This is a genomic window from Bifidobacterium callitrichos DSM 23973 (assembly GCF_000741175.1).
Taxonomy (GTDB): domain Bacteria; phylum Actinomycetota; class Actinomycetes; order Actinomycetales; family Bifidobacteriaceae; genus Bifidobacterium; species Bifidobacterium callitrichos.
Genome location: NZ_JGYS01000012.1, coordinates 23212 through 45112, shown reverse-complemented (window position 1 = coordinate 45112; position 21901 = coordinate 23212). Strand labels below are relative to the sequence as shown.

General features: G+C 63.8%; 18 protein-coding genes, 3 tRNA genes and 1 pseudogene. 10 read left to right on the top strand and 12 right to left on the bottom strand.

All coding sequences use genetic code 11. The features are described 5' to 3' along the window. Positions 1-110 precede the first annotated feature (110 nt). The 4 genes from BCAL_RS07610 to BCAL_RS07595 all read right to left on the bottom strand — a co-directional run bounded on the left by BCAL_RS07610 (position 111) and on the right by BCAL_RS07595 (position 6283). Positions 111-1427, bottom strand: a complete 1317-nt coding sequence (locus BCAL_RS07610) for an ABC transporter substrate-binding protein (RefSeq protein WP_043167226.1) — start codon at positions 1425-1427, stop codon at positions 111-113. A gap of 263 nt (positions 1428-1690) precedes the next feature. Further along, positions 1691-2728, bottom strand: a complete 1038-nt coding sequence (locus tag BCAL_RS07605; protein ID WP_043167228.1) for a glycoside hydrolase family 43 protein — start codon at positions 2726-2728, stop codon at positions 1691-1693. 169 nt (positions 2729-2897) lie between these two features. Next, entirely contained in the window at positions 2898-3956 is a 1059-nt protein-coding gene (locus tag BCAL_RS07600) for a LacI family DNA-binding transcriptional regulator (protein WP_043167230.1), read from the bottom strand. 113 nt (positions 3957-4069) lie between these two features. Next, positions 4070-6283 carry a family 43 glycosylhydrolase gene (locus tag BCAL_RS07595; RefSeq protein ID WP_043167232.1) on the bottom strand — a complete coding sequence of 738 codons (2214 nt, stop codon included), beginning with the start codon at positions 6281-6283 and terminating at the stop codon, positions 4070-4072. 154 nt (positions 6284-6437) lie between these two features. Here BCAL_RS07595 and BCAL_RS07590 point away from each other — a divergent pair, with 154 nt between their 5' ends. Both BCAL_RS07590 and BCAL_RS07585 read left to right on the top strand, forming a co-directional pair. After that, on the top strand, positions 6438-8042 hold the full coding sequence (locus tag BCAL_RS07590) for a glycoside hydrolase family 43 protein (protein ID WP_043167234.1): 1605 nt from the start codon (positions 6438-6440) through the stop codon (positions 8040-8042). A 33-nt stretch (positions 8043-8075) separates the two neighbouring features. Then, positions 8076-9692: a glycoside hydrolase family 43 protein gene (locus tag BCAL_RS07585; RefSeq protein WP_081887355.1), complete on the top strand. Its 1617-nt coding sequence runs from the start codon at positions 8076-8078 to the stop codon at positions 9690-9692. Between the two features lie 102 nt (positions 9693-9794). On the opposite strand, the gene BCAL_RS07580 is transcribed toward BCAL_RS07585, so the two are convergent. The 7 genes and pseudogenes from BCAL_RS07580 to rpsF form a co-directional block, all read right to left on the bottom strand. Next, complete coding sequence (locus tag BCAL_RS07580) at positions 9795-10511, bottom strand: MIP/aquaporin family protein (protein WP_156101970.1); 717 nt, start codon at positions 10509-10511, stop codon at positions 9795-9797. Positions 10512-10765: 254 nt separating this feature from the next. Further along, positions 10766-10839, bottom strand: a tRNA-Lys gene (locus BCAL_RS07575). Between the two features lie 182 nt (positions 10840-11021). Further along, positions 11022-11095 (bottom strand) — tRNA-Lys (locus BCAL_RS07570). A gap of 354 nt (positions 11096-11449) precedes the next feature. Continuing rightward, positions 11450-11895: pseudogene (gene rplI / locus BCAL_RS07565) on the bottom strand (50S ribosomal protein L9). A gap of 17 nt (positions 11896-11912) precedes the next feature. Then, positions 11913-12161, bottom strand: a complete 249-nt coding sequence (rpsR, locus tag BCAL_RS07560) for a 30S ribosomal protein S18 (protein ID WP_043167349.1) — start codon at positions 12159-12161, stop codon at positions 11913-11915. A 122-nt stretch (positions 12162-12283) separates the two neighbouring features. Beyond that, positions 12284-12958, bottom strand: a complete 675-nt coding sequence (locus BCAL_RS07555) for a single-stranded DNA-binding protein (RefSeq protein WP_043167351.1) — start codon at positions 12956-12958, stop codon at positions 12284-12286. Positions 12959-13012: 54 nt separating this feature from the next. Then, positions 13013-13309, bottom strand: coding sequence for a 30S ribosomal protein S6 (gene rpsF, locus BCAL_RS07550; protein ID WP_043167353.1), 297 nt, complete (start codon positions 13307-13309; stop codon positions 13013-13015). 281 nt (positions 13310-13590) lie between these two features. Between rpsF and BCAL_RS07545 the strand changes: the two genes are divergently transcribed. Together BCAL_RS07545 and BCAL_RS07540 are read left to right on the top strand one after the other, a co-directional pair. Further along, complete coding sequence (locus BCAL_RS07545) at positions 13591-14604, top strand: ribose-phosphate diphosphokinase (protein WP_043167355.1); 1014 nt, start codon at positions 13591-13593, stop codon at positions 14602-14604. After that, positions 14601-15830 (top strand): MalY/PatB family protein, encoded by a 1230-nt coding sequence (locus BCAL_RS07540; RefSeq protein ID WP_238549664.1) that lies wholly within the window; start codon positions 14601-14603, stop codon positions 15828-15830. The genes BCAL_RS07545 and BCAL_RS07540 overlap by 4 nt, the downstream gene beginning before the upstream one ends. Before the next feature lie 165 nt (positions 15831-15995). On the opposite strand, the gene BCAL_RS07535 is transcribed toward BCAL_RS07540, so the two are convergent. After that, on the bottom strand, positions 15996-16340 hold the full coding sequence (locus BCAL_RS07535) for a hypothetical protein (protein WP_052119295.1): 345 nt from the start codon (positions 16338-16340) through the stop codon (positions 15996-15998). A gap of 228 nt (positions 16341-16568) precedes the next feature. On the opposite strand from BCAL_RS07535, the gene BCAL_RS14085 reads away from it, so the two are divergent. The 6 genes from BCAL_RS14085 to pgl all read left to right on the top strand — a co-directional run bounded on the left by BCAL_RS14085 (position 16569) and on the right by pgl (position 21883). Beyond that, the gene (locus BCAL_RS14085) at positions 16569-17267 is read left to right on the top strand and encodes a hypothetical protein (RefSeq protein ID WP_052119296.1); all 699 of its coding nucleotides are present in this window, start codon (positions 16569-16571) and stop codon (positions 17265-17267) included. 85 nt (positions 17268-17352) lie between these two features. Further along, a tRNA-Lys gene (locus BCAL_RS07525) sits at positions 17353-17428 on the top strand. 647 nt (positions 17429-18075) lie between these two features. Then, positions 18076-18294, top strand: a complete 219-nt coding sequence (locus BCAL_RS07520; RefSeq protein WP_052119297.1) for a transposase — start codon at positions 18076-18078, stop codon at positions 18292-18294. Positions 18295-18442: 148 nt separating this feature from the next. Further along, positions 18443-19981, top strand: coding sequence for a glucose-6-phosphate dehydrogenase (zwf, locus tag BCAL_RS07515; protein ID WP_043167359.1), 1539 nt, complete (start codon positions 18443-18445; stop codon positions 19979-19981). Next, complete coding sequence (locus BCAL_RS07510) at positions 19978-20988, top strand: glucose-6-phosphate dehydrogenase assembly protein OpcA (RefSeq protein ID WP_043167361.1); 1011 nt, start codon at positions 19978-19980, stop codon at positions 20986-20988. Before zwf ends, BCAL_RS07510 begins: the two co-directional genes overlap by 4 nt. A gap of 34 nt (positions 20989-21022) precedes the next feature. After that, positions 21023-21883 carry a 6-phosphogluconolactonase gene (gene pgl, locus BCAL_RS07505; RefSeq protein WP_043167363.1) on the top strand — a complete coding sequence of 287 codons (861 nt, stop codon included), beginning with the start codon at positions 21023-21025 and terminating at the stop codon, positions 21881-21883. The last annotated feature ends 18 nt before the right edge of the window (positions 21884-21901 follow it).

Below are 21901 nucleotides of genomic sequence, written 5' to 3'. Positions count from 1 at the left end.
GAGGCGGAACGTGGGACTGCTCTTCGCAGATGATCGGCCCGAGACGATCGGCCCGGCGGGCGATTCGCGAGAATCCGCCGATCGCGGGTCAATCGTCCGGATCAGTCCGATCAGTTGTCGGCGTACTCGTCGAGGTAGCCCTGGATGGAGGTCTCGGCCTGGTCGAGCAGACCCTGGATGTCATCGTCGGTACGGACGGTGTTCTGGGTCAGGGTGTCGAGCGAGGCGGAGATGTCGCCGAAGCCGCCCTTGAGGCCGGCGATGCCGATGTAGGAGTTGTCGGTGTACTGCGAGATCTTCGCGATCAGCGGGCGCTCGGACAGCTCATCCTCGGTGACGGTGCTGTTGTTCGGCGGGTAGGCGGAGCCGAGGGACCACTTCACCTGGTTGTCGTGGTTGTTGTAGAACTTGAAGAACTCGTAGATGCCGGGCAGCTTCTCGGAGTCGCCGACCTGCGAGGTTACCCACCAGTACAGGCCGGTGGAACCGGTGTTGGAGCCGGTCTTGCCGTCGGAGTACTTGTACGTGCCGTCGCCGTCCGGAACGGCGAAGGTGTCGTGGTTGATGCCCTTGTCGGTGGCGGCCTGATCCTCCCACGGGCCGACGATCACCATCGCGGACTGACCGGATTCGAAGGACTCGCGGGCGGCGGTGTCGTCCAGACCGGACAGGGCGTAGCCGCCCTTGTAGAAGGCGCGCATCTTCTCGAGGAAGGCCTTGTTCTCCTTGGAGTTGATGGAGACCTTGCCGTCGGTGGTGTACAGGCCGGAGCCGTTGCCCTTCATGAAGGCGGCCCAGCCGGAATCGGCCATCGCGAGGCCGTACTGGGAGCCGTCGGACTTGGTGAGCTTCTTGGCGACCTCGAGCATCTGGTCCCACGTGGTCGGGATGTCGGCATCGGTCAGGCCTGCGGCCTTCCACATGTCGGTGTTGTACCACACGGAGGTCGGCGCGTAGCCCATCGGGACGGCGCACTTCTCCTCGGATCCGTCGATGTTGAAGGTGACCTGCTTGACGACGTTCTCGAGGTAGTCGTCGGTGCCGTTGTCCTTGTCGTCGTAGAAGTCGGTGACGCACTGGAAGGTGCCGTCGATGGACCAGCCCTGACCGTTGTCGGCGCCGGTGGTCACGAAGTCGGGGCCATCGCCGGTGGTGACCTTGGTGACCATCGTCTCGCCGATGGTGCTCCACGGCTGCAGCTGGGCGTCGATCTCGTACTTGTCCTGGGACTTGTTGAAGTCGTCGACGATGGATTCCAGCGTCTTGCCGTCGGCCTCGGAGAAGCCATGCCACATGGTGATCTTCACCTTGCCGTCGGCCGTCTTCTGCACATCGCCGCCATTGCTGCTGGAACCGCAGCCGGCCAGCGCCATGCCGGCCGCCAGCACGGCCGCCGTGGCCGCGATGAGGTTCTTCTTGATCTTCATTGGATTTCCTCCTTGGTTCTCTTGGTTTCCCGAGAATCTTGTGTTGCACGTGGGGCCGGGGCCTGACGAATCCCTAGTAGTTCCCGCCTTACCGGGTGGAGCAAATGGGTGCAGACCGTATGAACATCTCTGTTTTGGGTCTGCTATCGTCGAGCCGCAGCGCTCGTTTACAACGTTGGAATTTATTATAACGCCATTTCTATCGTTGTACAAATGGGTGACACACCGACGAAAATGGCGGATTGTGGGCTATATCAGCAAGCCTACGCGGCCTCCACCTGAATCTCCTCGACCCGGGTTCCGGCGTGCGGACCGCCATCGGGCGGCAGCACATCGGTCGTGACGGGAGTCCAGAGGCTGTCCGGTTCGGGGACGCCGAAGTCGGGGGTGCCGTCCTCGTTCCAGCGCACCACGCCGACGCGGGCGTGACGGTTCGGATCGAAGAGCGGATCGCCCTTGATGTCGGTGTAGTTGCGGGCGTGGTAGATCATCAGGTCCTCGCAGTCGTCCTCGGACTTGGTGAACGAATTGTGACCGGGACCGTACTGGCCGTTCTCGGCGCAGGTCCTGAACACCGGCACCGGGCTCTTGGTCCAGCTCGCCGGATCCATGAGGTCCGAGCCGCGACGCGCGCTGAGCAGGCCCACGGCATACGGCACACCGGTACCGGACGCGGAGTACGTCAGGTAGATCATGTCCTCATGGAACAGAAACGCCGGCCCCTCGTTGACGAGGAAGTCGATGCACTCCCAGTCGTATTCGGGCTTGGAGAGCATCACCGGATCGGCGGCCAGCGTCCAGGGGTTGGCCATCGGGGCGATGTACAGGTTGGAGTTGCCGGGGATGTCGTAGTCTTTCTGCGCCCAGACGAGATACTGCACGCCGTCGATCACCTCGGTGGTGGCGTCAAGCGAGAACGAGTCCATCGGAGTGACGATTCGGCCCTTCTCCACCCAGTTGTCGGAGGTCGGGTCGTCGTCGGTGTTCTCCAGCACGAACATGCGATGCGTGGGCATGCCGTTCGGCTCGAACTCATGCTCCGCACCGGCGAAGTAGATGTACCACGCGCCGTTCACGCGATGCAGTTCGGGAGCCCAGATGTACTTGCTGCACGCACCGGACTCGTGCTTGCGCCAGACCACGGTCTCCGGGGCCTGCTGCAAGCCGTTGATCGTCGAGGCGTGACGGATGGCAATGCAGTTGTATTCGGGATCGGAGCCGGTGAAATAGTATTCGCCGTCGACCTTGACCACCCACGGATCCGCACGCTGGAGCACGATCGGATTGTTGTAAACAGTCATTGTTTCTTCCTTCCGCAATCCAAGTGGCTCAGTGTTTACATCGATGAATATACCAGATGTACAACGATGTAACAACTCGGCGTTTCTAACGATGTAAAGCCATGTCGGGACAGGCGCAGAACACCGGAAGTCCTGCGCCTGAAGGAACGGGCGGGCGGCGCGGGCGGCACTAGATCCTGCGGGTGGAGTTGCGCACCACCAGCGAGGACGACACCTTGCGGAACACGGGCGCGGTCGAGTCGCCGTCCAGCGGCGGCAGACCGTCGATGCGGTTCTTGAGCACACGCACCGAAAGACGCGCCACGGCCTCGAGATTCAGCGCGATGGAGGTCAGCGACGGCGACAGGTACTGGGAATCGTCCGAATTGTCGAAGCCGATCACCGAGATGTCCTCGGGGATGCGCAGATCATGCATCTGGATCGAATGCATGACGCCGGAGGCGAGCATGTCATTGAGCGCCACCACGCCGTCCGGCCGCACGCCGGAGTCGAGCAGCGCGTTCATCGCGTTGACGCCATCGACGCGATGCCACATCTTCATCGGTACCACCAGCGAGGGATCGAACGGCACTCCCGCCTCCTCCAGCGCCTCACGATAGCCGCGGAATCGCAGGGCGGCCGAGCCGACCTCCTCCCCCTCGTGCACGCCGACCACGGCCACACGCTTGCATCCGCTCTGCAGCAGATACGAGGTGGCGTGCTTGGCGCCCTCCACGTTCTCGGTGGCGATGTGATCGACCGTATCGGTGAAGATGCGTTCGCCGATCAGCACCAGAGGATAATCCACGTCGACCTCGGCGGCATCATCCGGCCCGAGCTCCAGCGGAGAGTAGATCAGCCCGTCCACCATCGCCGTCTGCGTGCCGTGCAGCGCATCCAGCTCGCCCTCGCGCGAATACAGCGTCGGCTCGACGATCACGCGCAATCCGACCTTCTTCGCCTCGGTGATGACCAGCGACGACAGCTGCGCGAAGTACGGCAGCTGCAGGTCGGGAATCGCAAGCGCGATGATGCCGGAACGGCCGCGACGCAGATTGCGTGCGGACACGTTCATGACATAGCCGAGTTCGTCGATGGCCCGGTGCACCTTCTGACGCGTCGCATCAGAGACGAATTGATAGTCGTTGACCACATTCGACACGGTCTTGATGGACACACCGGCGGCCTTGGCGACCTCGCGCATGGTGACGACGTGATCGCCGCCCTTTGCGGATGTTTTCTTGACCATGGATAATCCCCAATATTCTGTTCTCGTTGATGACGGATGCTCGTCACGCACTTGCACTGCCGATGCCCGGCGGAACGGAAGCCGAAAAACGGGCCTCACGCCGCATGGCGGCCTTACCGCACGGCGATTTCCATCGTTATATCAGCATAGACCGGGCTCAGTTCCTCGTCTCGCTGCATGTCGAGGATCGGCATGCCCTCGCTCGACCAATGAACGCGGCGCACCTGCGCATCCCGCCCGCCGTAACGTCCGTGCTCATACTCCGCGTTGTGGAACACGTAGATGAGATTGCCGTCCTCGTCATGCGACCACATGCCATGCCCGGTGCCCAACTGCCATTCACCGTTGTAGATGCCGGATTTCTGCAGCGGATAGTCGAGCTTCGTCCATGAGGCCGGATCGGTCAGATCGGCACGCACGCCCGCCGGCGCCGTCACCAGTCCGGTGGTGTAGTCGATGCCCACGGCCGAACCGGAGTAGATCAGGAAGATCCGCCCCTCATGCACGAACGCGTTCGGCCCTTCGGCGATCATGTTGTCCCACGCGAACTCCGGCACGACGATCTGCGTCGGCTCGCCGGTCAGACGAGCCGGACGGGACGGATCGAACGGGGCGATCCACACGCTGCCCACCTGCTGCCACGCGTAGTACCAGCGGCCGGAGTCGACGATCACGGTCATGTCGAGCGAGATGCGCTCCACCGGATTGAGGATCCGCTCCCCCGGCCCGAGAATCGGCTCGGGCACGCTCCAGTTGCCCGGTTCACGCGGATCGAGATCGCGTCCATCCGCATCCCGCTTGAGCTGCATGATATGGCATCGGCCGGTCCACATGTCCGGTTTGCCGGCGCGATCGTTCGCACTGCCGTCGGGATTGGTCGCCTCGCCGTCGAAGCACGGCATGAACAGGATGGACAGCCTTCCGCCGATCACATGCAGTTCCGGCGCCCAGAAGCAGCCGGTCATCGCACGACCTTCCGAATTGAGGTCCCCGCACCGCAGCAGATCGACCTCACGCGCCCGGCCGCCGTTCGCATCCGCCAGATCGGCGATGGTCGACGCCGTCCGCAACGGCATGTGCGTGGCCCCATCGTTCGGGTCGACGCAGTTGCCATCGGTGTCGTCGGTGGCGATGAACAGGAACATCGGCTCGCCGTTGAAGCTCCACGCGAACACCGACGGATCGGCGCGTTCGACGGCGAACGGCACCGGATAAACGCTCTGGCGGACGACGCCGCGAATGCTGCGGCGCTCGCCGGCGTGGAGCCTCCCGGCCTCGGCGTCGTCGACGAGCGCCTCGAGCTGCGCGGCGTCCCAGTCGACGGCGCGCATGGCGTTGGAGCCGTCGGAGTAGTGCAGCTTCGCGGTGACGCGGCGCAACGATCCGATCAGATCGCGCGCCTCGCCGTCACGCAGCGCGGACGAGACGGTCATCCGAGGCACGCTGACGCCGGTGTTGTAGACCCGTCCAAACCGGGCGATAAGCGCGGCGGCCTCCTTCTCGCTGATGCCGATCTCATTGCCGGGGACGACGTCGGCGATGCCGTAGTGCGCGGTGGCTCGGGCATCGCCGCCATCAGCGCGACCGGCGGAGGTCACCTCGTTGAGGTCCCGGCCCGCCGACGCATCCGCCGACGCACCCGACGCCTCGACCGGCAGCGGATCCCCGCCCGCCGCGGCGATGATGTCGGGGCAGGTGGCGCGCATCGGCATGCCGTCGTCGCCACGCCAGCGGATGACATAGCGCTTGGCCGCCGCATCGTATGCGACGGACGGGCGATGCACCCCGGACTCGGTGTCGAGACGCACCAGACCGCGCTGGTCGTAGGAGGTCAGATCGCGGCTGGTCGCCAGTAGGAACGAGGAGCGCTCGGAGCCGTCCGGCGCGCCCCCGCGGGCGGTGCGTGTCGCGGCGACGGCGAATCGGCCGGAGGACGTGCGGAAGAGATAGGGGTCCTTGAGGCTTTTGAGCTCGATGTCCACGCCCGGCATCACCGCGCCGTGGGCGACGGCGCCGCTGGGCCTGAGCCGCCTTGCCGCTCCGTCTTGGTCGGATCGGCAATCCCGGTCGTCACGGGCAATGCCTTCGTACGGATCAGCCTTGAATCGCGCGGCCGCGGTGCACGCGCGGCGCGACCGCTCGTCTGCGGCGGCGATCGGCACTCCCGCGGCGAAGAATATGCCGTAGTTCTCGTTGAGCGGCGTCCATGAACCGTCGAGATGCGAGCGCAGCGCCAGGTGCATGCTGAACGCGATGTCCTCGTTGTTCGCCTCTTCTCGCGCCGTGGGGATGCGCGTGTAGCACAGCAGGGAGTAGGAATCGGACATTCCTTGTCCTTTCGATTCGACAAGTCGTTTACATCGATGTATATTATAGACGGATTTACATCGATGTACAAATGCGGCGTTGCCCGACAACTCACACCGGCATCGCCATGCGCCGATCATCCGGCACATCCGGCATGCGTTCAAAGGAGGAACCATGACAATCCCAGGTGCACTGCGCAAGGCAATCACCACCACACTGGCCGCCGCCATGCTCATCGGCACGCTGGCCGGCTGCTCGACCTCCGGCACGGCATCCTCGTCCGATGCGGCGACCACGTCGTCCAGCTCGGCCAAAGCCGACAGCCAGACCGACACCGCCTCGATCAAGCGCGGCGAATCGCACGACCCCGACATCGTCAAGGCCAACGGCAAGTACTACATCTTCGGATCGCACCTCGCCTGGCTCAAAAGCGACGACCTGATCAACTGGACGTCGTTCAAGAACAACCTGAGCACCGACTACGAGACGATCTTCAAGGACATCTGGACCAACTGGTCGAAGCAATCGTCCAACCCGGACGTCAAGGGCAACATGTGGGCGCCCGCGGTGTACTGGAACAAGACCATGAACAAGTGGTGCATGTACATGTCGATCAACGGCGCCAACTACCGTTCGGCGATCGTGCTGCTCACCGCCGACGACATCGAGGGCGATTGGACGTACGTCGGACCGGTGACCTACTCCGGATTCGAGAAGGTGAACGCCGGCAAGACCGACGTGTGGAAGGTCCTCGGCGAGGGAGCGGACCTGACGCGCTACACCTCGCAGACCGACACCGGCATCAACGCGATCGACCCGTACATCTCCGAGGACGACAACGGCGACCTGTGGATGAGCTTCGGCTCGTGGTTCGGCGGCATCTGGATGTTCAAGCTCGACCCCGCCACCGGACTGCGCGACTACACCACCACCTACCAGACCGTGGCCAACCAGTCCGACGCCTACTACGGCATCAAGATCGCCGGCGGCTTCGGCAACTCCGGCGAGGGCAACGCCATCATCCACGCCAACGACCACTGGTATCTGTTCCTCTCCTACGGCGGCCTGACGCAGACCGGAGGCTACCAGATGCGCGTGTTCCGCTCCGACAAGCTCACCGGACCGTACGTCGATGAGAAGGGCAACACCGCCATCAGCACGCGCGCCATCGGCAACAACTGGCAGAGCGAGAACGGCGTGCGCCTGATGAGCTCGATCCAGTGGAGCGGCAACGACAACGCGAACATCGAGGTCGCGCAGGGCGGCAACTCGCTGCTCACCGACGATGACGGCACCATGTACGTCGTGTACCACAGCCGCTTCTCCGGCACCGGCGAGAAGCACGAGGTGCGCGTGCACGAGCTGCTCGGTACCGACGACGGCTGGCTCGTCGCCGCGCCGTACGAGTACACCGGCACCAAGGCGGCCGACACCAAGTACACGGCCGACGACGTGGCCGGCGACTACGAGTTCGTGATCCACGCGCAGAACACCGTGTTCAAGGGGCCGAAGAAGGTCACCGACAAGACCAGCACCGACTATCGCGGCGTCAACAAGCCCGTCGACATCACGCTCTCGGCCGACGGCACGGTCACCGGAGACAAGACCGGCACGTGGAAGCTGGACAAGTCCGACGGCACGGGAGACATGACCATCACGCTCGACGGCGTCGAATACCACGGCGCATTCGACAAGCTGCCGCGAGACAAGGACCGCAAGGACGTGATGACCTTCTCCGTCATCGGCGACAACCTGTGCGCCTGGGGTTCGCAGAAGTAAGTAAGACGGACTGAACGAAAGCGAGGAATCCCCATGGAGGAACAGCACATCGCCACGTCGGCCGCCACGTCAGGCAGCCCGTCGAGCAACGCGACGCCCGCACTCATCCACGATCCGGCCATCATCGAGGACCACGGCACGTACTACATCGTCGGCACGCATCGCCAGTTCGCGCGCAGCACCGATCTCGTGCACTGGGAGCCCTTCGAGAACAATCTGAGCCGCGACCCGTACGCCCTGCTCGGCGATATCTGGCGCGACTGGCCGGAGCAGCCCGAGAACCCCGATCTGACCAGCAACACGTGGGCTCCGGACGTGATCTGGAACGAGACCATGCGTAAATGGTGCATGTACCTGTCGGTCAACGGGCACGAGTTCCGGTCGGTCATCGTGCTGCTGACGGCCGATCGGCTCGACGGCGACTGGACGTACGTCGGCCCGGTCGTCTACTCCGGCTTCTCCCCAGACACCGTGGATCGCACCGATGTGCCGCGCGTGCTGGGCGAGGCGGCCGCCCACGGCGATCTGAGCCGATACATGTCGCTGAAGGACACGCGGATCAACGCGATCGACGCCGCACCGATCCGCTGCACACACGGCGAACTGTGGATGAGCTTCGGCTCATGGTTCGGCGGCATCTGGATGCTCAAGCTCGACCCCGCCACCGGACTGCGCGACTATCGCGTCCGTTATCCGCTCGTGCACGACGCCTCCGACCCGTACTACGGCGTCAAGGTGGCCGGCGGCTACTGGAATTCGGGTGAAGGCTCGTATTTCGTCCGGCATGACGGCTGGTGGTACCTGTTCATGTCGTACGGTTGGCTCGGCCGGACCGGAGGCTATCAGGTGCGGCTGTTCCGCTCACGGAACCTCATCGGCCCGTACGTCGATCAGAACGGCAATCCGGCGATCTCCAACGGCGAGATCCCCGACAATCACGAGAAGGACACGGGCATCCGCCTCACCTCCTCGGTCGAATGGGGATTCTCCCCTGCGCACGAGCGCGACATCGAGGCGTCGCAGGGGCACAATTCGGTGCTCACGCGCAGCAGCGACGGCAGACTGTTTCTCGTCTACCACACGCGCTTCGTCGGGCGCGACGACGGCGAATACGAGTCGCGCATCCGCGAGCTGCTGCCCACCGCGGACGGCTGGCTGACCACCGCGCCGTTCCTCTATCAGGGCGATGCCGCCGTCGCGCCGCAGGTGCACGCCGACTGCGGCCCTGTCCTCACATCCCACCCGTCGGCGCTCGCCGGACGATACGAGCTGGTGCGTCACGACCCGCACACCTTCTTCAACGACACCCGCAACGATGACGGCGCGTATTTCGGTGTCAATCGCCCGGAGTCCATCACGCTGGAGGCGGACGGCAGGGTGACCAGCGGCGAGGCGATCGACTTCTTCGACACCCCGGATGCGAACCTGCCGCGGTCCACCGACGGCCCGGTCACCCGCGGATCATGGCGACTGATCGGTGAGACCCCGGCCGGTGTACGCTGCTGCGCCAGCGACATGGCCATCACCATCGACGGCGTGACCTATACGGGCGTATTCGCCGTACTGCCCGACGAACGCGACCACACGCCCACGCTGACGTTCTCCGCCATCGGAGGCAACCAGTCGATCTGGGGCGCGAGAACGGCGTAGTCGGGCGATACAGCAGCAATGGGAAGGGCTCCGGTCCCACTTACGGGGATCGGAGCCCTTCCCATTGCTGTTGCGATGAGATCAGGATCTTCGCACTGGCGATCAGCCGAAGAACATGGTGAACAGCCAGCAGCCGATGATCGCGCCGACGATCGGAGCCACGACCGGGATCCACGCCTCGCCCCAACGCGAGGAGCCCTTGGACGGAATCGGCAGGATGGCGTGCAGCACTCGCGGCATGAGGTCGCGGGCCGGGTTCAGGCCAGGGCCGGTCGGGCCGCCCATGGAGGTCACGAGGCCCCACACGATGAAGCCGACGACGATCGCGGCCGCGGCCGGATCCTTCTCGCCCCACGGGTCCAGCAGGCAGCACAGGGCGCCGAAGACGAGCACGAGCGTGCCGAACATCTCGTTGAGGAAGTAGTTGACCTTCTTATCGTCCGCATCGCTGGTGCAGAAGGTGGCGAAGATGGCGTCCGCATCCTCGGTCTCCTTGTAGTGCGGGTAGTAGGTCAGGTAGACGATGAACTGGCCGAGAGCGGCGCCCAGCAGCTGGGCGACGATGTACGGCATCACGTCGCTCCACGGGAACAGGCCGTTGACGGCCTGTGCGATGGTCATAGCCGGGTTGATGTGCGCGCCGGAGATCGCACCGAACATGAGCACCGGGAACATCACACCGAAGCCGTAGCCCATGGCGATGTTGAGCCAACCGGCGTGATGGCCCTTGGTGTTCTTGAGCTCGACGTTGGCCACGGAGCCGTTGCCGAAGATCATCAGAATGGCGGTGCCGAAGAACTCGGCGGCCAATTTGGTCATGAGGGAGTATTCCACTGCTCTTCTTTTCCTCTTGTGTCGTGATTGCGGTACAGCGCATTGGTAAGACGACAATGCGGCGGAGACGCAACATGCGTCAGGCAAACGCCCTAAGTGTACGCCGAGGGCTGAACCGAGCCCTCCCTTACGAAACGCTGCAATCGCTACTTCCGACTGGGTTCCGCAGGGTTTCTGGGATACCAACAGAACATACCGCAAAACGAAAAGGCACCGATCTGAATTCGGTGCCTTGATCGTGCCCCCGCAGGGATTCGAACCCTGGACACGCTGATTAAGAGTCAGCTGCTCTAACCAACTGAGCTACAGGGGCATTGGTTAGACGTTGAAGTGTTCCTTGCAACAGGTGACTAATATACACGACTTTGGTCTTGACGCAACTCGCCCACTCCCCCGCGTGTCGCGCCACCCGGCCCCCGTCCGATACCGCAGGATCCACCGTCAACAGTGAGCGTAAACGAAAAAGGCACCGACTTGAGGTCGGTGCCTTAGTTGTGCCCCCGCAGGGATTCGAACCCTGGACACGCTGATTAAGAGTCAGCTGCTCTAACCAACTGAGCTACAGGGGCATTGGTTAGATGTTGAAGTGTTCCTTGCAACAGGTGATTAATATACACGCATTTCATCTGAGCGCAACCTTCGGCGTGTCGCACTCCCGCCGCAGGTCCGCGACCCCCTGATTTACGGACCAGTGGCGCATCTCAACACAACGCAGGATACTGGCGAGAGAATCCCGTCACGGTGTAACGTCATTCTCTCGCCGAGAAATCGCCCTGTGCATATACGAGAACCCCGCTGCCTCGTGCGCATTAACGCGCGCGGATGCAGCGGGGTTCTCAGTGCTTAAGCTCAGACCTGCAGTCTGATGGGGTCCGGCGATGCCTCGACGCGACAGGCGCGCGAGAGCGACTCGCCGGAATCAATCACTCGGCGACGACCTTGACGAAGAACTTCGCGGAGATCTCCGGGTGGAGCTGGACCTCAGCCGGGAACTCACCGGTGGTCTTGATGGACTCGACGGTGATGGACTTCGGATCGACCGGAGCCTTGTCGAGCAGGGCCATCGCGATGGCTTCCTTGGAGATGGAGCCGAACAGCTTGCCGGACTCGGACACCTTGGCGGTGATCTCGACGGCGGAGCCTCGATGGCAGCCTTGGCGGCGACGGCGTCCTCGCGGGTGGCGACGGCCTTGGCCAGACGGGCGCGCTTCATGGCGACGATCTGGGCCTCGGCACCCTTGTTCCACGCGAAGGCGAGGCCCTGCGGGACGAGGAAGTTGCGGGCGTAACCGGCCTTGACCTCGACGACGTCACCGGAGTGACCGAGGTTGGCAACGGTCTGAGTGAGAATAACCTTGGTATCAGCCATGTTCTTCAGCTCCTAACTCAGCGACCGGACGTGGCGTACGGCAGCAGGGCCATCTCGCGGGCGTTCTTGATCGCCTTCGCGAGATCACGCTGCTCCTGCACGGTCACACCGGTGATACGACGGGAACGGATCTTGCCGCGATCGGAAATGAACTTGCGCAGCAGCGCGACGTCCTTGTAATCGATCTCGGTGACCTTGGCGGCCTTCAGCGGGTTCGGCTTCTTCTTGAACGGCTTGACCGGCGGTTGCGGCCTCTTGCGTGACATGATGTTCTCCTTATTTACGATGTGATGCTTGGAAGTTTCGGACGCATGGCGCCCTGTGCGTTAAGAATCATTGGCCAGCGCGAATGCGACTGGCTGGATATCGGAAAGGACCGGAGCCGGGATCAGAACTCGGGATCGTCGTCGGAGCCGCCACCGAAATCGGAGGAGCCACCGAACGTCGAGAAGCTCGAGCCGGAGCCGGCGTCGCTGCTCCACGGATCCGCCGCGGGAGCCTGGCTCTGCGCCGGAGCGGACGGGGCCTGTGCAGCGGTATGCTGACCGCCGCCGAAGGCGCCGCCACCCTGGTAGCCGCTGCCACCGGAGTAGCTGGCACCGCCGGAATAGCCGCCGTTGCCGCCGTTGCCGTATCCGCCGTTGTTGCCGGCGAATCCGCCGTTGCCGCCCTGACGACCCACGAAGCCGCCCTGACCGGACGACTGGCGGGTCACCTGAGCGGTGGCGTACCGCAGGGAGGGACCGATCTCGTCGATCGTCATCTCCACGACGGTGCGGTTGGAGCCGTCCTGCGCCTGATAGGAACGCTGCTGCAAACGACCCTGCGCGATCACGCGCATGCCCTTGGACAGGGACTGCGCGCAGTGATCGGCGAGGTCACGCCACGCGGAGCAACGCATGAACAGCGCCTGACCGTCCTCGAACTGGCCGGACTGGCGGTTGTACGTGCGCGGCGTCGACGCGATGGTGAAGCTCGCCACGGTCGCGCCGGAACCGATGGTTCGCAGCTCGGGATCCGCGGTGAGATTGCCGATGATGGTGATCGTGGTTTCGCCTGCCATGACGCTACCTTCTTATCCATATCCAGCGCGAACGCTGGGCTAACGCTTTACGCTTTACTTGGCGTCCTTACGAAGGATCTTCGTACGGATCACGGACTCGTTGAGGTTGAGGACACGGTCGAGCTCATCGCTGACAGCGGGCTCGGCGGTGTAGGTCACCACGACGTAGTTGCCTTCGGTCTTACCGGCGATCTCGTAGGCGAGCTTGCGACGGCCCCAGTAATCGGGCTCATCGACAACGGCGCCCTCCTTGGTGACGAGCTCGAGATACTGCTCGGTCAGCTTCTTCAGACCGCGCTCATCCAGCTCAGGATCGGCGATGAACATCAGTTCGTACTTGTGCGCAGACATCACCCACCTCCTTCGGACTATTCGGCCACGGACTTTCCGCGGCAGGAGTGTGCTTACGCGTTACTGTTCCGCGGCCGCGAGGGCCACAAAACACAACTTCACCAAGATAACGCATCGGTGCGACAGAACACACGCGCAACGCCCGCGGGCTTTTCCCAAGGCCCCTAGTACACTGGTGAGAAGCTGTTTCGAGGGCCCGGCGCCATCGCGCCGACCCGATGGCCCGATATAGGCACACTGACATTACGTACGCGGAAAAACACGAAGGACGGAAACGAAACATGTCGTCGCTGCTTGAAGGCACTCCGGACAAACGTATGGCGCTGGTCACCGGCCGCGCATACCCCGAGCTGGCTGATCAGGTCGCCGCGTGCCTCGGCACGAAGGTGCTTGAGACCACGGCCTATGACTTCGCCAATGGCGAGATGTACGTGCGCTTCACCGAACCGGTGCGCGGCGCCGACATGTTCGTGCTGCAATGCCACTCCGGACTGATCAACAAGTGGATCATGGAGCAGCTCATCATGATCGACGCCCTCAAGCGTGCCTCCGCCCGCACGATCACCGTGGTCGCACCGTTCATGGGCTACTCGCGTCAGGACAAGAAGCATCAGGGACGAGAACCCATCACCGCGCGTCTCATCTACGATCTGTTCCGCACCGCTGGCGCCGACCGCATCATGACGGTCGATCTGCACGCCGCCCAGGAGCAGGGCTTCTTCGACGCGCCCGTCGACCACCTGACCGCCACCCCCGTGCTCATCGACTACGTGCGCAACCACATGCCGCTGGAGAACACCACCGTCGTCTCCCCTGATGCCGGCCGTATCAAGGTGTCCGAGCGCTGGGCCGCGAAGCTCGGCGGCGTCCCGCTCGCGTTCATCCACAAGACGCGCGACATCACGCGCCCGAACCATGCGGTCGCCCACGGCATCATCGGCGACGTGCTCGATCGCGACTGCGTGGTCGTCGACGACATGATCGACACCGCCGGCACGATCTGCGAGGCTGTGCGCGCGCTGCGCGAGGCCGGCGCCCGCTCCGTCACGCTGGTGGCGACGCACGGCCTGCTCTCCGGCCCGGCCGTCGAGCGTCTGTCCAAGTGCGGCGCGAAGGAGATCGTGCTGATGGACACCGTGCCGATCCCCGAGGAGAAGCGACTGCCGAATATGACCGTGCTGTCCGTCGCGCCGCTGCTGGCCGCGGGCATCCGCTCCGTGTTCGAGGAGGGTTCCGTCCAGACGCTGCTGGAGGGCCTGCCTGACGACATGCGTCCGCGTAGCATCTACGCGTGAGGGGTGAACGGTTGATCACCACGTTCGATTTCACGACGGTTCCCGAACGTCACGGCCATGACGCATTGGCCGTCGACGCCATCGGGCGGAGGGACGGCATGGCGCCGGGAGCGCCGATGCCCGGATTCGACGCGATTCCGATGTGGGTCGCGGATATGAACTTCGCGACCGCGCCATCCATCACCCGTGCGATCGCACGTCGTCTCGAACACCCGATGTTCGGCTATTTCGAGCCGACCGACCAGTACTTCGACGCGATCATCGACTGGCAGGCCCGACGCAACGACGTGAAGGGGCTCAGGCCCGAACACATCGGGTACGAGAACGGCGTGCTCGGCGGATTGGTATCGGCGCTGCGCGCGTTCGCCGCGCCGGGCGAGTCGATTCTCGTGCACTCCCCCACGTACATCGGCTTCACGCATGCGATCGAGGGCACCGGATACCGCATCGAGCACAGCCCGTTGAAGCGCGACGCCGACGGCGTGTGGCGCATGGACTACGAGGACATGGATCGCAGGCTCAAGGCCGGCAACATCCACGTCGCCGTGTTCTGCTCGCCGCACAATCCGACCGGCCGCGTGTGGGAGCGCGAGGAGATCGAGCGGGCGATGGAGGTGTATCGCGCGAACGAATGCGTGGTCATCTCCGACGAGATCTGGTCGGATCTGATCCTCGACGCGCATCACCACATCCCGACGCAGTCGGTGAGCGAGGATGCGCGCAATCGCACGATCGCGCTCTACGCGCCAAGCAAGACGTTCAATCTGGCCGGACTGATCGGCAGTTATCACATCGTCTACGACAGATACCTGCGCGATCGGCTGGAATCGTCCGGCGCACGCACGGGATACAACCATATGAACGTGCTGTCGATGCACGCGCTCATCGGCGCGTACTCGGAGGACGGAGAGGCGTGGCTCGACGAGCTGCTCAAGGTGCTGTCGCACAACCTGCGCACCGGATTCGAGTATTTCGACGCGATCAAGGGCGTGGAGCTCGCACGGCCGCAGGGCACGTACATGCTGTTCCTCGACTGTTCCGGATGGTGCCGAACGCACGGACTGACAATGGACGAGCTGCTCAGACAAGGCTGGGACGTCGGCGTCGCCTGGCAGGACGGCCGCCCGTTCGGTGGATCGCACACGGTCAGGATGAACTTCGCGCTGCCGCTCACGCGCGTCGAGGAGGCGCTCAAGCGACTGGACGAACACGTCTTCGTGAGCTGAATCGCACCCCATCGCGCTTCTCATACAACTCTCAGGAAACGCGCATGAAGCGTTGAAGAAGATGCGGTTATATAGGAATTGCAGTCGAACAGACCGCAACAACTGAACTTCCTTCTTCTCCTTTCTTCTCCTCTCTCGAAAGCCCGGCCCCGATCGGCCGGGCTTTCAGCGTTGTACGCTCTGCAAGCTGGTGGTCACCTGCTGTTCGACGCGGTCGTAGGCGTTGGAGAGGATCATGTTGCCGGGAACGGTGGTCAGCAGGAACGCCAGCACCGCACCGATCACGGCCACGATCACCCCCTTGATGATCTTCACGACGATCCTGAAGATCACGTACGCGACGGCCGCACCGACAGCGACGCTCAGCAGCGTGCGCACCCCCTGCGGCAGCGTGCCATACCACACCACGAACCGGTCCACGGCGGACAGGTCGAGATTCGACAGATCGACGTTCCTCAGGTCAACGGCGGAGATGGCGGAGGCGGCGGAGGCCAAAACGGTCAGATGCATGATTCGTTTCCCCTTTCACGGATGTTCACGGATATTCACGGATGGTGTCTCATCGAACGTGGCAATTCACACGAGTGCGCTGAAATCAGGCGACAGGGCTATCATATGCGCAAGGTTGGTACGCGCTAGGACGACGGCCTTGGCAATGGCGAAATCGCAGTCCTCGCGCGTGGACGCACGCGGATGGCTCGCAGATCTCACAGATCTCACGGATAAGGGGGACTGATCATGACGTTCACTCAGGAGCAGATCGCCTATCTCGAATCGTTGCCGGCCGTCGCGCGCGCCAGTGCGACGCGGATCAGGTACGCCGACGACTTCCGCCGCGCATGCCTCGAACGCTACCGTCACGGCGAAAGTCCGACGGCGCTGTTCCGCGAGGCCGGACTCGACCCGAAACTGGTCGGATACAAGCGCATCGAACGCTGCTTCGCGCGCTGGAAGCGGCAGGAGCTGGAGCTGTCGGGCGGGATCGACGGCGGTGATGTGATGACCGGTAATCAGGCGGCGAGCGCGACATCCCGCGGAATGACCCCCCCCGCTTCGATTCTCGTTCGGCAGGGCCCTTTCGCGAAGGACGATTTCGACGCTGATCACGGCGACGGCGCTTCTGACACGAGCGTTTCGGCGGCGGACATCCGGATCGCCGGCGAACCGGACGAGAAACCGGGCGAGTCGGACGAACCGGATGAATCGGATGAGTCGAATGAGGAACCGAACGAGGAACCGAACGAAATAGACGAACCGATCGCCGAACCCGTTGACGAACCCGTTCGCGAATCGGCTGATGAATCAGCCGACGGACAGCCTGCCGATCCGCGAGACGAGATCATCGCCCGCCAGAAACGGCTCATCGAGGAACTCGAACGCGAGATACGAGAACTGACCCGCGAACGCGATCGCAATCACGGCAAGACGGGCGACTGATGCGTCCCCGCGTCGGCGCCCCGCGCAACGCCGTTTCACTTCATGGCTTGAATTGTCGTGTCACGACGTGTATCTTAGCAATGTTGCCCCTCTAGCTCAACGGTTAGAGCAGCGTCCTTTTAAGTCGTGGGTTGTGGGTTCGAATCCCACGGGGGGCACCACAAACAAGCCTCGAAGCCAATCATTCCAACGGTTTCGAGGCTTTCCCATTTCTATCCCTGATGAATGGCTCGACATGTTCGCTCGCCCCATCTCGTTGTGAACATCCCGCCTACGTTGGATGGCCCAGGACTATGACCGTGGCGGCATTCCTGCGCCGCTGACGCCACCAGGATTTCGGCTGCTGGCGGGTCGAGCCGCCATTTGCGCACGCCCCCATGGTCCGTTGTCGGCAGTCTCGCGAGGGACTCAGTGCAGCCAAGGCCGATTCCGTCCCTGAGTCCCGCAAATCCGTGGGATTCAGCGCGATTCCCCACGTTTTTCACGCTGAGTCCCACGACAACCCCCGCCCGCACCGTCACCGGACCGGAAACGCCCCGTCAACACCGCCATGAAACGGCGGAATTCCAACGATTTCCATTCCACGACCGACAGTCGGTCGTAGAACGGGCGTTCAGGCCGTGGGACTCAGCGACGAAATCGCCCATAACCGCATTGAATCCCCCGGATTCATGGGACTCAGCGCGATTTCCCGCGATTCTCGCGCTGAGTCCCGCGAGACGGGCGGACAAAACGAGCAGGGGACTCAACAAACACGACAAGAAACAGCTCTACCGGGCTTGGTAGCTCAGGGAACTCCGGGGCCGAATTGAAGCACTGGGTGTTCCAGGCGTCCCGCTCGCACATTCCCGAGATCGTCGAACTCTCACGCAAGATCAGACGCCGCTCCGACAACCTTAGGACGATCGAGCCGGGCCACTCGAACGGAAGACTCGAGGCGCTCAACAATCGGATCAAGGTCGCCATCCGCATGACCTATGGCTTCCGCCGCGTGAACAACCTCATCGCCCTGATCACGCTCCGATGAAGCGGCCTCGGCATTCGGGGCGTCACGCCTTAGCCTGAACCGTTCACACGCGTCATAACCACGGTCTATATCCTGCGTGCGCGAAATCACGCATTCCACGCGGTACGCCCTTGACGAAAGCCCCTCGCCCGCGGCTACGATAAGAACCATGAGTGAAGCACCCACATGGATCAATCCGTTGCGCGATCCGCGCGACCTGCGATTGCCCCGCATCGCCGGACCGTGCAGTCTGGTCATCTTCGGTGTCACGGGCGATCTGGCGCAGAAGAAGCTGCTGCCGGCCGTGTACGATCTCGCGAACCGCGGTCTGCTGCCGCCAAGTTTCGGCCTGACCGGTTTCGCGCGACGCGACTGGACGCAGGAGCATTTCATCGAATTCGTCAAGACCGCGGTCAAGGCCCGCTGCCGCACTCCGTTCAAGGAGTCGACCTGGAAGAACCTCGCCGCCGGCATCCGCTTCGTGCAGGGCACGTTCGACGACCCGGAGGCGTTCGAGCGACTGAGCGCCACCGTGCAGGAGCTCGACCGCGACCGCGGCACGCGCGGCAATCACGCGTTCTACATGTCCGTGCCGCCGCGCGCGTTCCCGATCGTCGCCAAGCAGCTGGCGGCCTCCGGACTGTCACGCTCGAGTGAGGGCGCGTGGCGACGCGTCATCATCGAGAAGCCGTTCGGCCATGACCTCGCCAGCGCCAAGGAGCTCGATCGCGTCGTCTCCGAGGTGTTCGATCCGAGCTCGGTGTTCCGCATCGACCACTACCTCGGCAAGGAGACCGTGCAGAACCTGCTCGCGTTGCGCTTCGCCAACTCGATGTACGAGCCGATCTGGAACGCGAACTACGTCGATCACGTGCAGATCACGATGGCCGAGGACATCGGCATCGGCGGCCGCGCCGGCTACTACGACGGCATCGGCGCCGCGCGCGACGTCATCCAGAACCACCTGCTCCAGCTCATGGCCCTGACCGCCATGGAGGAGCCGGTGAGCTTCACCGCCAAGGACCTGACGGCGGAGAAGACCAAGGTGCTCTCCGCCGTGCGTCTGCCCAAGGACCTTTCGCTGCACACCGCCCGCGGCCAGTACGCGAAGGGCTGGCAAGGCTCGCACGAGGTCGTCGGCTATCTGGAGGAGAAGGGCATCGACCCGAAGTCGACCACGGAGACGTACGCCGCCATCGAATTGGACATCGACACGCGCCGCTGGGCCGGCGTGCCGTTCTACCTGCGCTGCGGCAAGCGCCTCGGCAAGCGTGTCACCGAGATCGCCGTCGTGTTCAAGCGCGCGCCGCACCTGCCGTTCGAGCAGACCGCCGTGCGCGAGCTCGGCAAGAACGCGATCGTCATCCGCGTCCAGCCGGACGAGGGCGTGACCATGCGATTCGGCGCGAAGGTCCCCGGCGGCTCCACGATGGAGGTCCGCGACGTCAACATGGACTTCAGCTACGGCCGCTCCTTCACCGAGAACTCCCCCGAGGCCTACGAGCGACTGATCCTCGACGTGCTGCTCGGCGATCCGCCGCTGTTCCCGACCACCGAAGAGGTGAACCTCAGCTGGGAGATCCTCGATCCGATTGAAGACTTCTGGTCCACGCTCGGTCAGCCGCAGCCCTACCGTGCAGGCACGTGGGGTCCGGCCGAGGCCGACGAGATGCTGGCGCGCGAGGGCCGCCACTGGAGGATGCCATGATCATCGATATGCCGAACACGCGTACGCGCGAAATCGCCCACAAGATCGAACAGCTGCACGAGGAGCGCGGCGAGTCGGCGACCGGCCGCGTGCTGACGCTGCTCATCGCCACCGACGACTCCGATCTGGAGCACGCGCTCGCCATTGCGAACGCGGCCAGCCGCGAGCACCCGTGCCGCGTGATCGCGATCGTGCCGGACAAGACGGCCAACAGCACCAACGGTGCCAACGGCAACGGCGATGACGATGTCAAGGCGATGGAGAAGACCGACAATCCGGCGGTCGACCTGACCGACGGCCCCGCGGGATCGAACCTCAACGCGCAGGTGCGCTTCGGCGCGGACGCCGGCGCGGGTGAGATCATCATCCTGCGTCCCCGCAACGGGCTCATCAATCACCCGGACACGCTCGTCATCCCGCTGCTCGTGCCGGACGTGCCGGTCGTGGCGTGGTGGCCGACCACCGCCCCGTCGAACCCGTCGAAGGACCTCATGGGTGCGATGGCCCGCAGCCGTCTCACCGACGCGATGCACTCCAACAACCCGGAGGCGACGATCGAACGCCTGCGCCGCAACTGGACACCCGAGGACGTCGACCTGTCGTGGACGCGACTGACCGTCTGGCGCGCGATGCTCGCCTCGATGCTCGACCAGCCGCCGCACCTGCCGATCACCGCCGTGAAGGTGAGTGGCCCGAAGGAGTTCCTGCCCATGGATCTCCTGTGCGCATGGCTGCGACTCAAGCTCGGCGTGCCGGTCGACGTGGAATACGTGGATGACGCCGAAGCCGTCACTGGCGTGTACCTGACGCGCGCCGACGGCGTGGTGTCGCTGGAACGCCCGTACGAGGATCAGGCGCTGATCTCGATGCCCGGTCAGACGCCGCAGCCGATCTCCGTGCCGGTGCGCACGATCGAGGACTGCCTGACCGAGGAGCTGCGTCGCATCGACCCGGATGAGATCTACGCCGAGGTCATCAACGAGGGATGGGATCTGATTCGTCACTGAATCGCACGTCATCGCACGGAATAGGAGTTGATCCATGGCTAACCGCACACTCATCGTCTACCCGAACAAGGATCTGATGATCCAGGCCGGCGCGCAGCGACTCACGTTGACGCTGCTGGATCTGCTCGCCGAACGACTGCCCGACGGCAGCCGGCGCGAACGTGTCGACGTCGCGCTCTCCGGCGGTTCGGCCGCCCAGCCGCTCGGACTGGTGCTTGCCGATCCGCTGGCGGCGTCCATCGATTGGTCGCGCGTCCACTTCTGGTGGAGCGACGAACGGTTCGTGCCGTCCGATTCCGCCGATCGCAACGCGCTTGAGGCCCGACGACTGCTGCTCGACCAGCTGGTCGCCGACGGCAGGCTGCCGGAATCGAACATCCACGAAATGGCGCCGGACGTGCGCCCGGCGGACGAGATCGCGAAGGTCACGGCCGATGCGGCCTCCACCGACGAGTTCGTGCGATCGGCCGCGGACGCCGAGAACAACGTGTTGCTCGACGCGGCGGCCCATGCGTATGAGGACGAGCTGACGCGCGAACTCGGACCGGAACCGGTCATCGATCTGATGATCCTCGGCATGGGACCGGACGGCCACTACGCCTCGCTGTTCCCGGCGTCGTCCGGTCACCACGAGGTCGAGGTGCGCGATCGTCTTGCCGTCGGCGTGAGCCACTCGCCGAAGATGCCGCCGCTGCGCGTCTCGCTGTCCGCGCCGCTGATCGCGCGATCGCATCGTACGTGGTTCTTCGCGGCCGGTGCCGGCAAGGCCGAATCACTCGCACACGTGTTCGCGGGTGCGGACAAGGGCGGCGACCCGGAGTACCCGTCGTCATTCGCCGGTGGCGTGGACGAGTTCATCTGGTTCTCCACCGAGGAGACGGTCGTCAAGCTGTGACGGGCCGATGTGACTGAC

What these genes read in the sequence shown, in the direction of transcription:
- BCAL_RS07535 (WP_052119295.1), bottom strand. Translation starts at nt 16,340, where the DNA reads ATGCATCTGACCGTTTTGGCCTCCGCCGCCTCCGCCATCTCCGCCGTT.
- BCAL_RS07595 (WP_043167232.1), bottom strand. Translation starts at nt 6,283, where the DNA reads ATGTCCGATTCCTACTCCCTGCTGTGCTACACGCGCATCCCCACGGCG.
- BCAL_RS07600 (WP_043167230.1), bottom strand. Translation starts at nt 3,956, where the DNA reads ATGGTCAAGAAAACATCCGCAAAGGGCGGCGATCACGTCGTCACCATG.
- zwf (WP_043167359.1), top strand. Translation starts at nt 18,443, where the DNA reads ATGAGTGAAGCACCCACATGGATCAATCCGTTGCGCGATCCGCGCGAC.
- BCAL_RS07610 (WP_043167226.1), bottom strand. Translation starts at nt 1,427, where the DNA reads ATGAAGATCAAGAAGAACCTCATCGCGGCCACGGCGGCCGTGCTGGCG.
- BCAL_RS07590 (WP_043167234.1), top strand. Translation starts at nt 6,438, where the DNA reads ATGACAATCCCAGGTGCACTGCGCAAGGCAATCACCACCACACTGGCC.
- BCAL_RS07605 (WP_043167228.1), bottom strand. Translation starts at nt 2,728, where the DNA reads ATGACTGTTTACAACAATCCGATCGTGCTCCAGCGTGCGGATCCGTGG.
- BCAL_RS07545 (WP_043167355.1), top strand. Translation starts at nt 13,591, where the DNA reads ATGTCGTCGCTGCTTGAAGGCACTCCGGACAAACGTATGGCGCTGGTC.
- BCAL_RS07510 (WP_043167361.1), top strand. Translation starts at nt 19,978, where the DNA reads ATGATCATCGATATGCCGAACACGCGTACGCGCGAAATCGCCCACAAG.
- BCAL_RS07555 (WP_043167351.1), bottom strand. Translation starts at nt 12,958, where the DNA reads ATGGCAGGCGAAACCACGATCACCATCATCGGCAATCTCACCGCGGAT.
- rpsF (WP_043167353.1), bottom strand. Translation starts at nt 13,309, where the DNA reads ATGTCTGCGCACAAGTACGAACTGATGTTCATCGCCGATCCTGAGCTG.
- BCAL_RS14085 (WP_052119296.1), top strand. Translation starts at nt 16,569, where the DNA reads ATGACGTTCACTCAGGAGCAGATCGCCTATCTCGAATCGTTGCCGGCC.
- pgl (WP_043167363.1), top strand. Translation starts at nt 21,023, where the DNA reads ATGGCTAACCGCACACTCATCGTCTACCCGAACAAGGATCTGATGATC.
- rpsR (WP_043167349.1), bottom strand. Translation starts at nt 12,161, where the DNA reads ATGTCACGCAAGAGGCCGCAACCGCCGGTCAAGCCGTTCAAGAAGAAG.
- BCAL_RS07580 (WP_156101970.1), bottom strand. Translation starts at nt 10,511, where the DNA reads ATGACCAAATTGGCCGCCGAGTTCTTCGGCACCGCCATTCTGATGATC.
- BCAL_RS07585 (WP_081887355.1), top strand. Translation starts at nt 8,076, where the DNA reads ATGGAGGAACAGCACATCGCCACGTCGGCCGCCACGTCAGGCAGCCCG.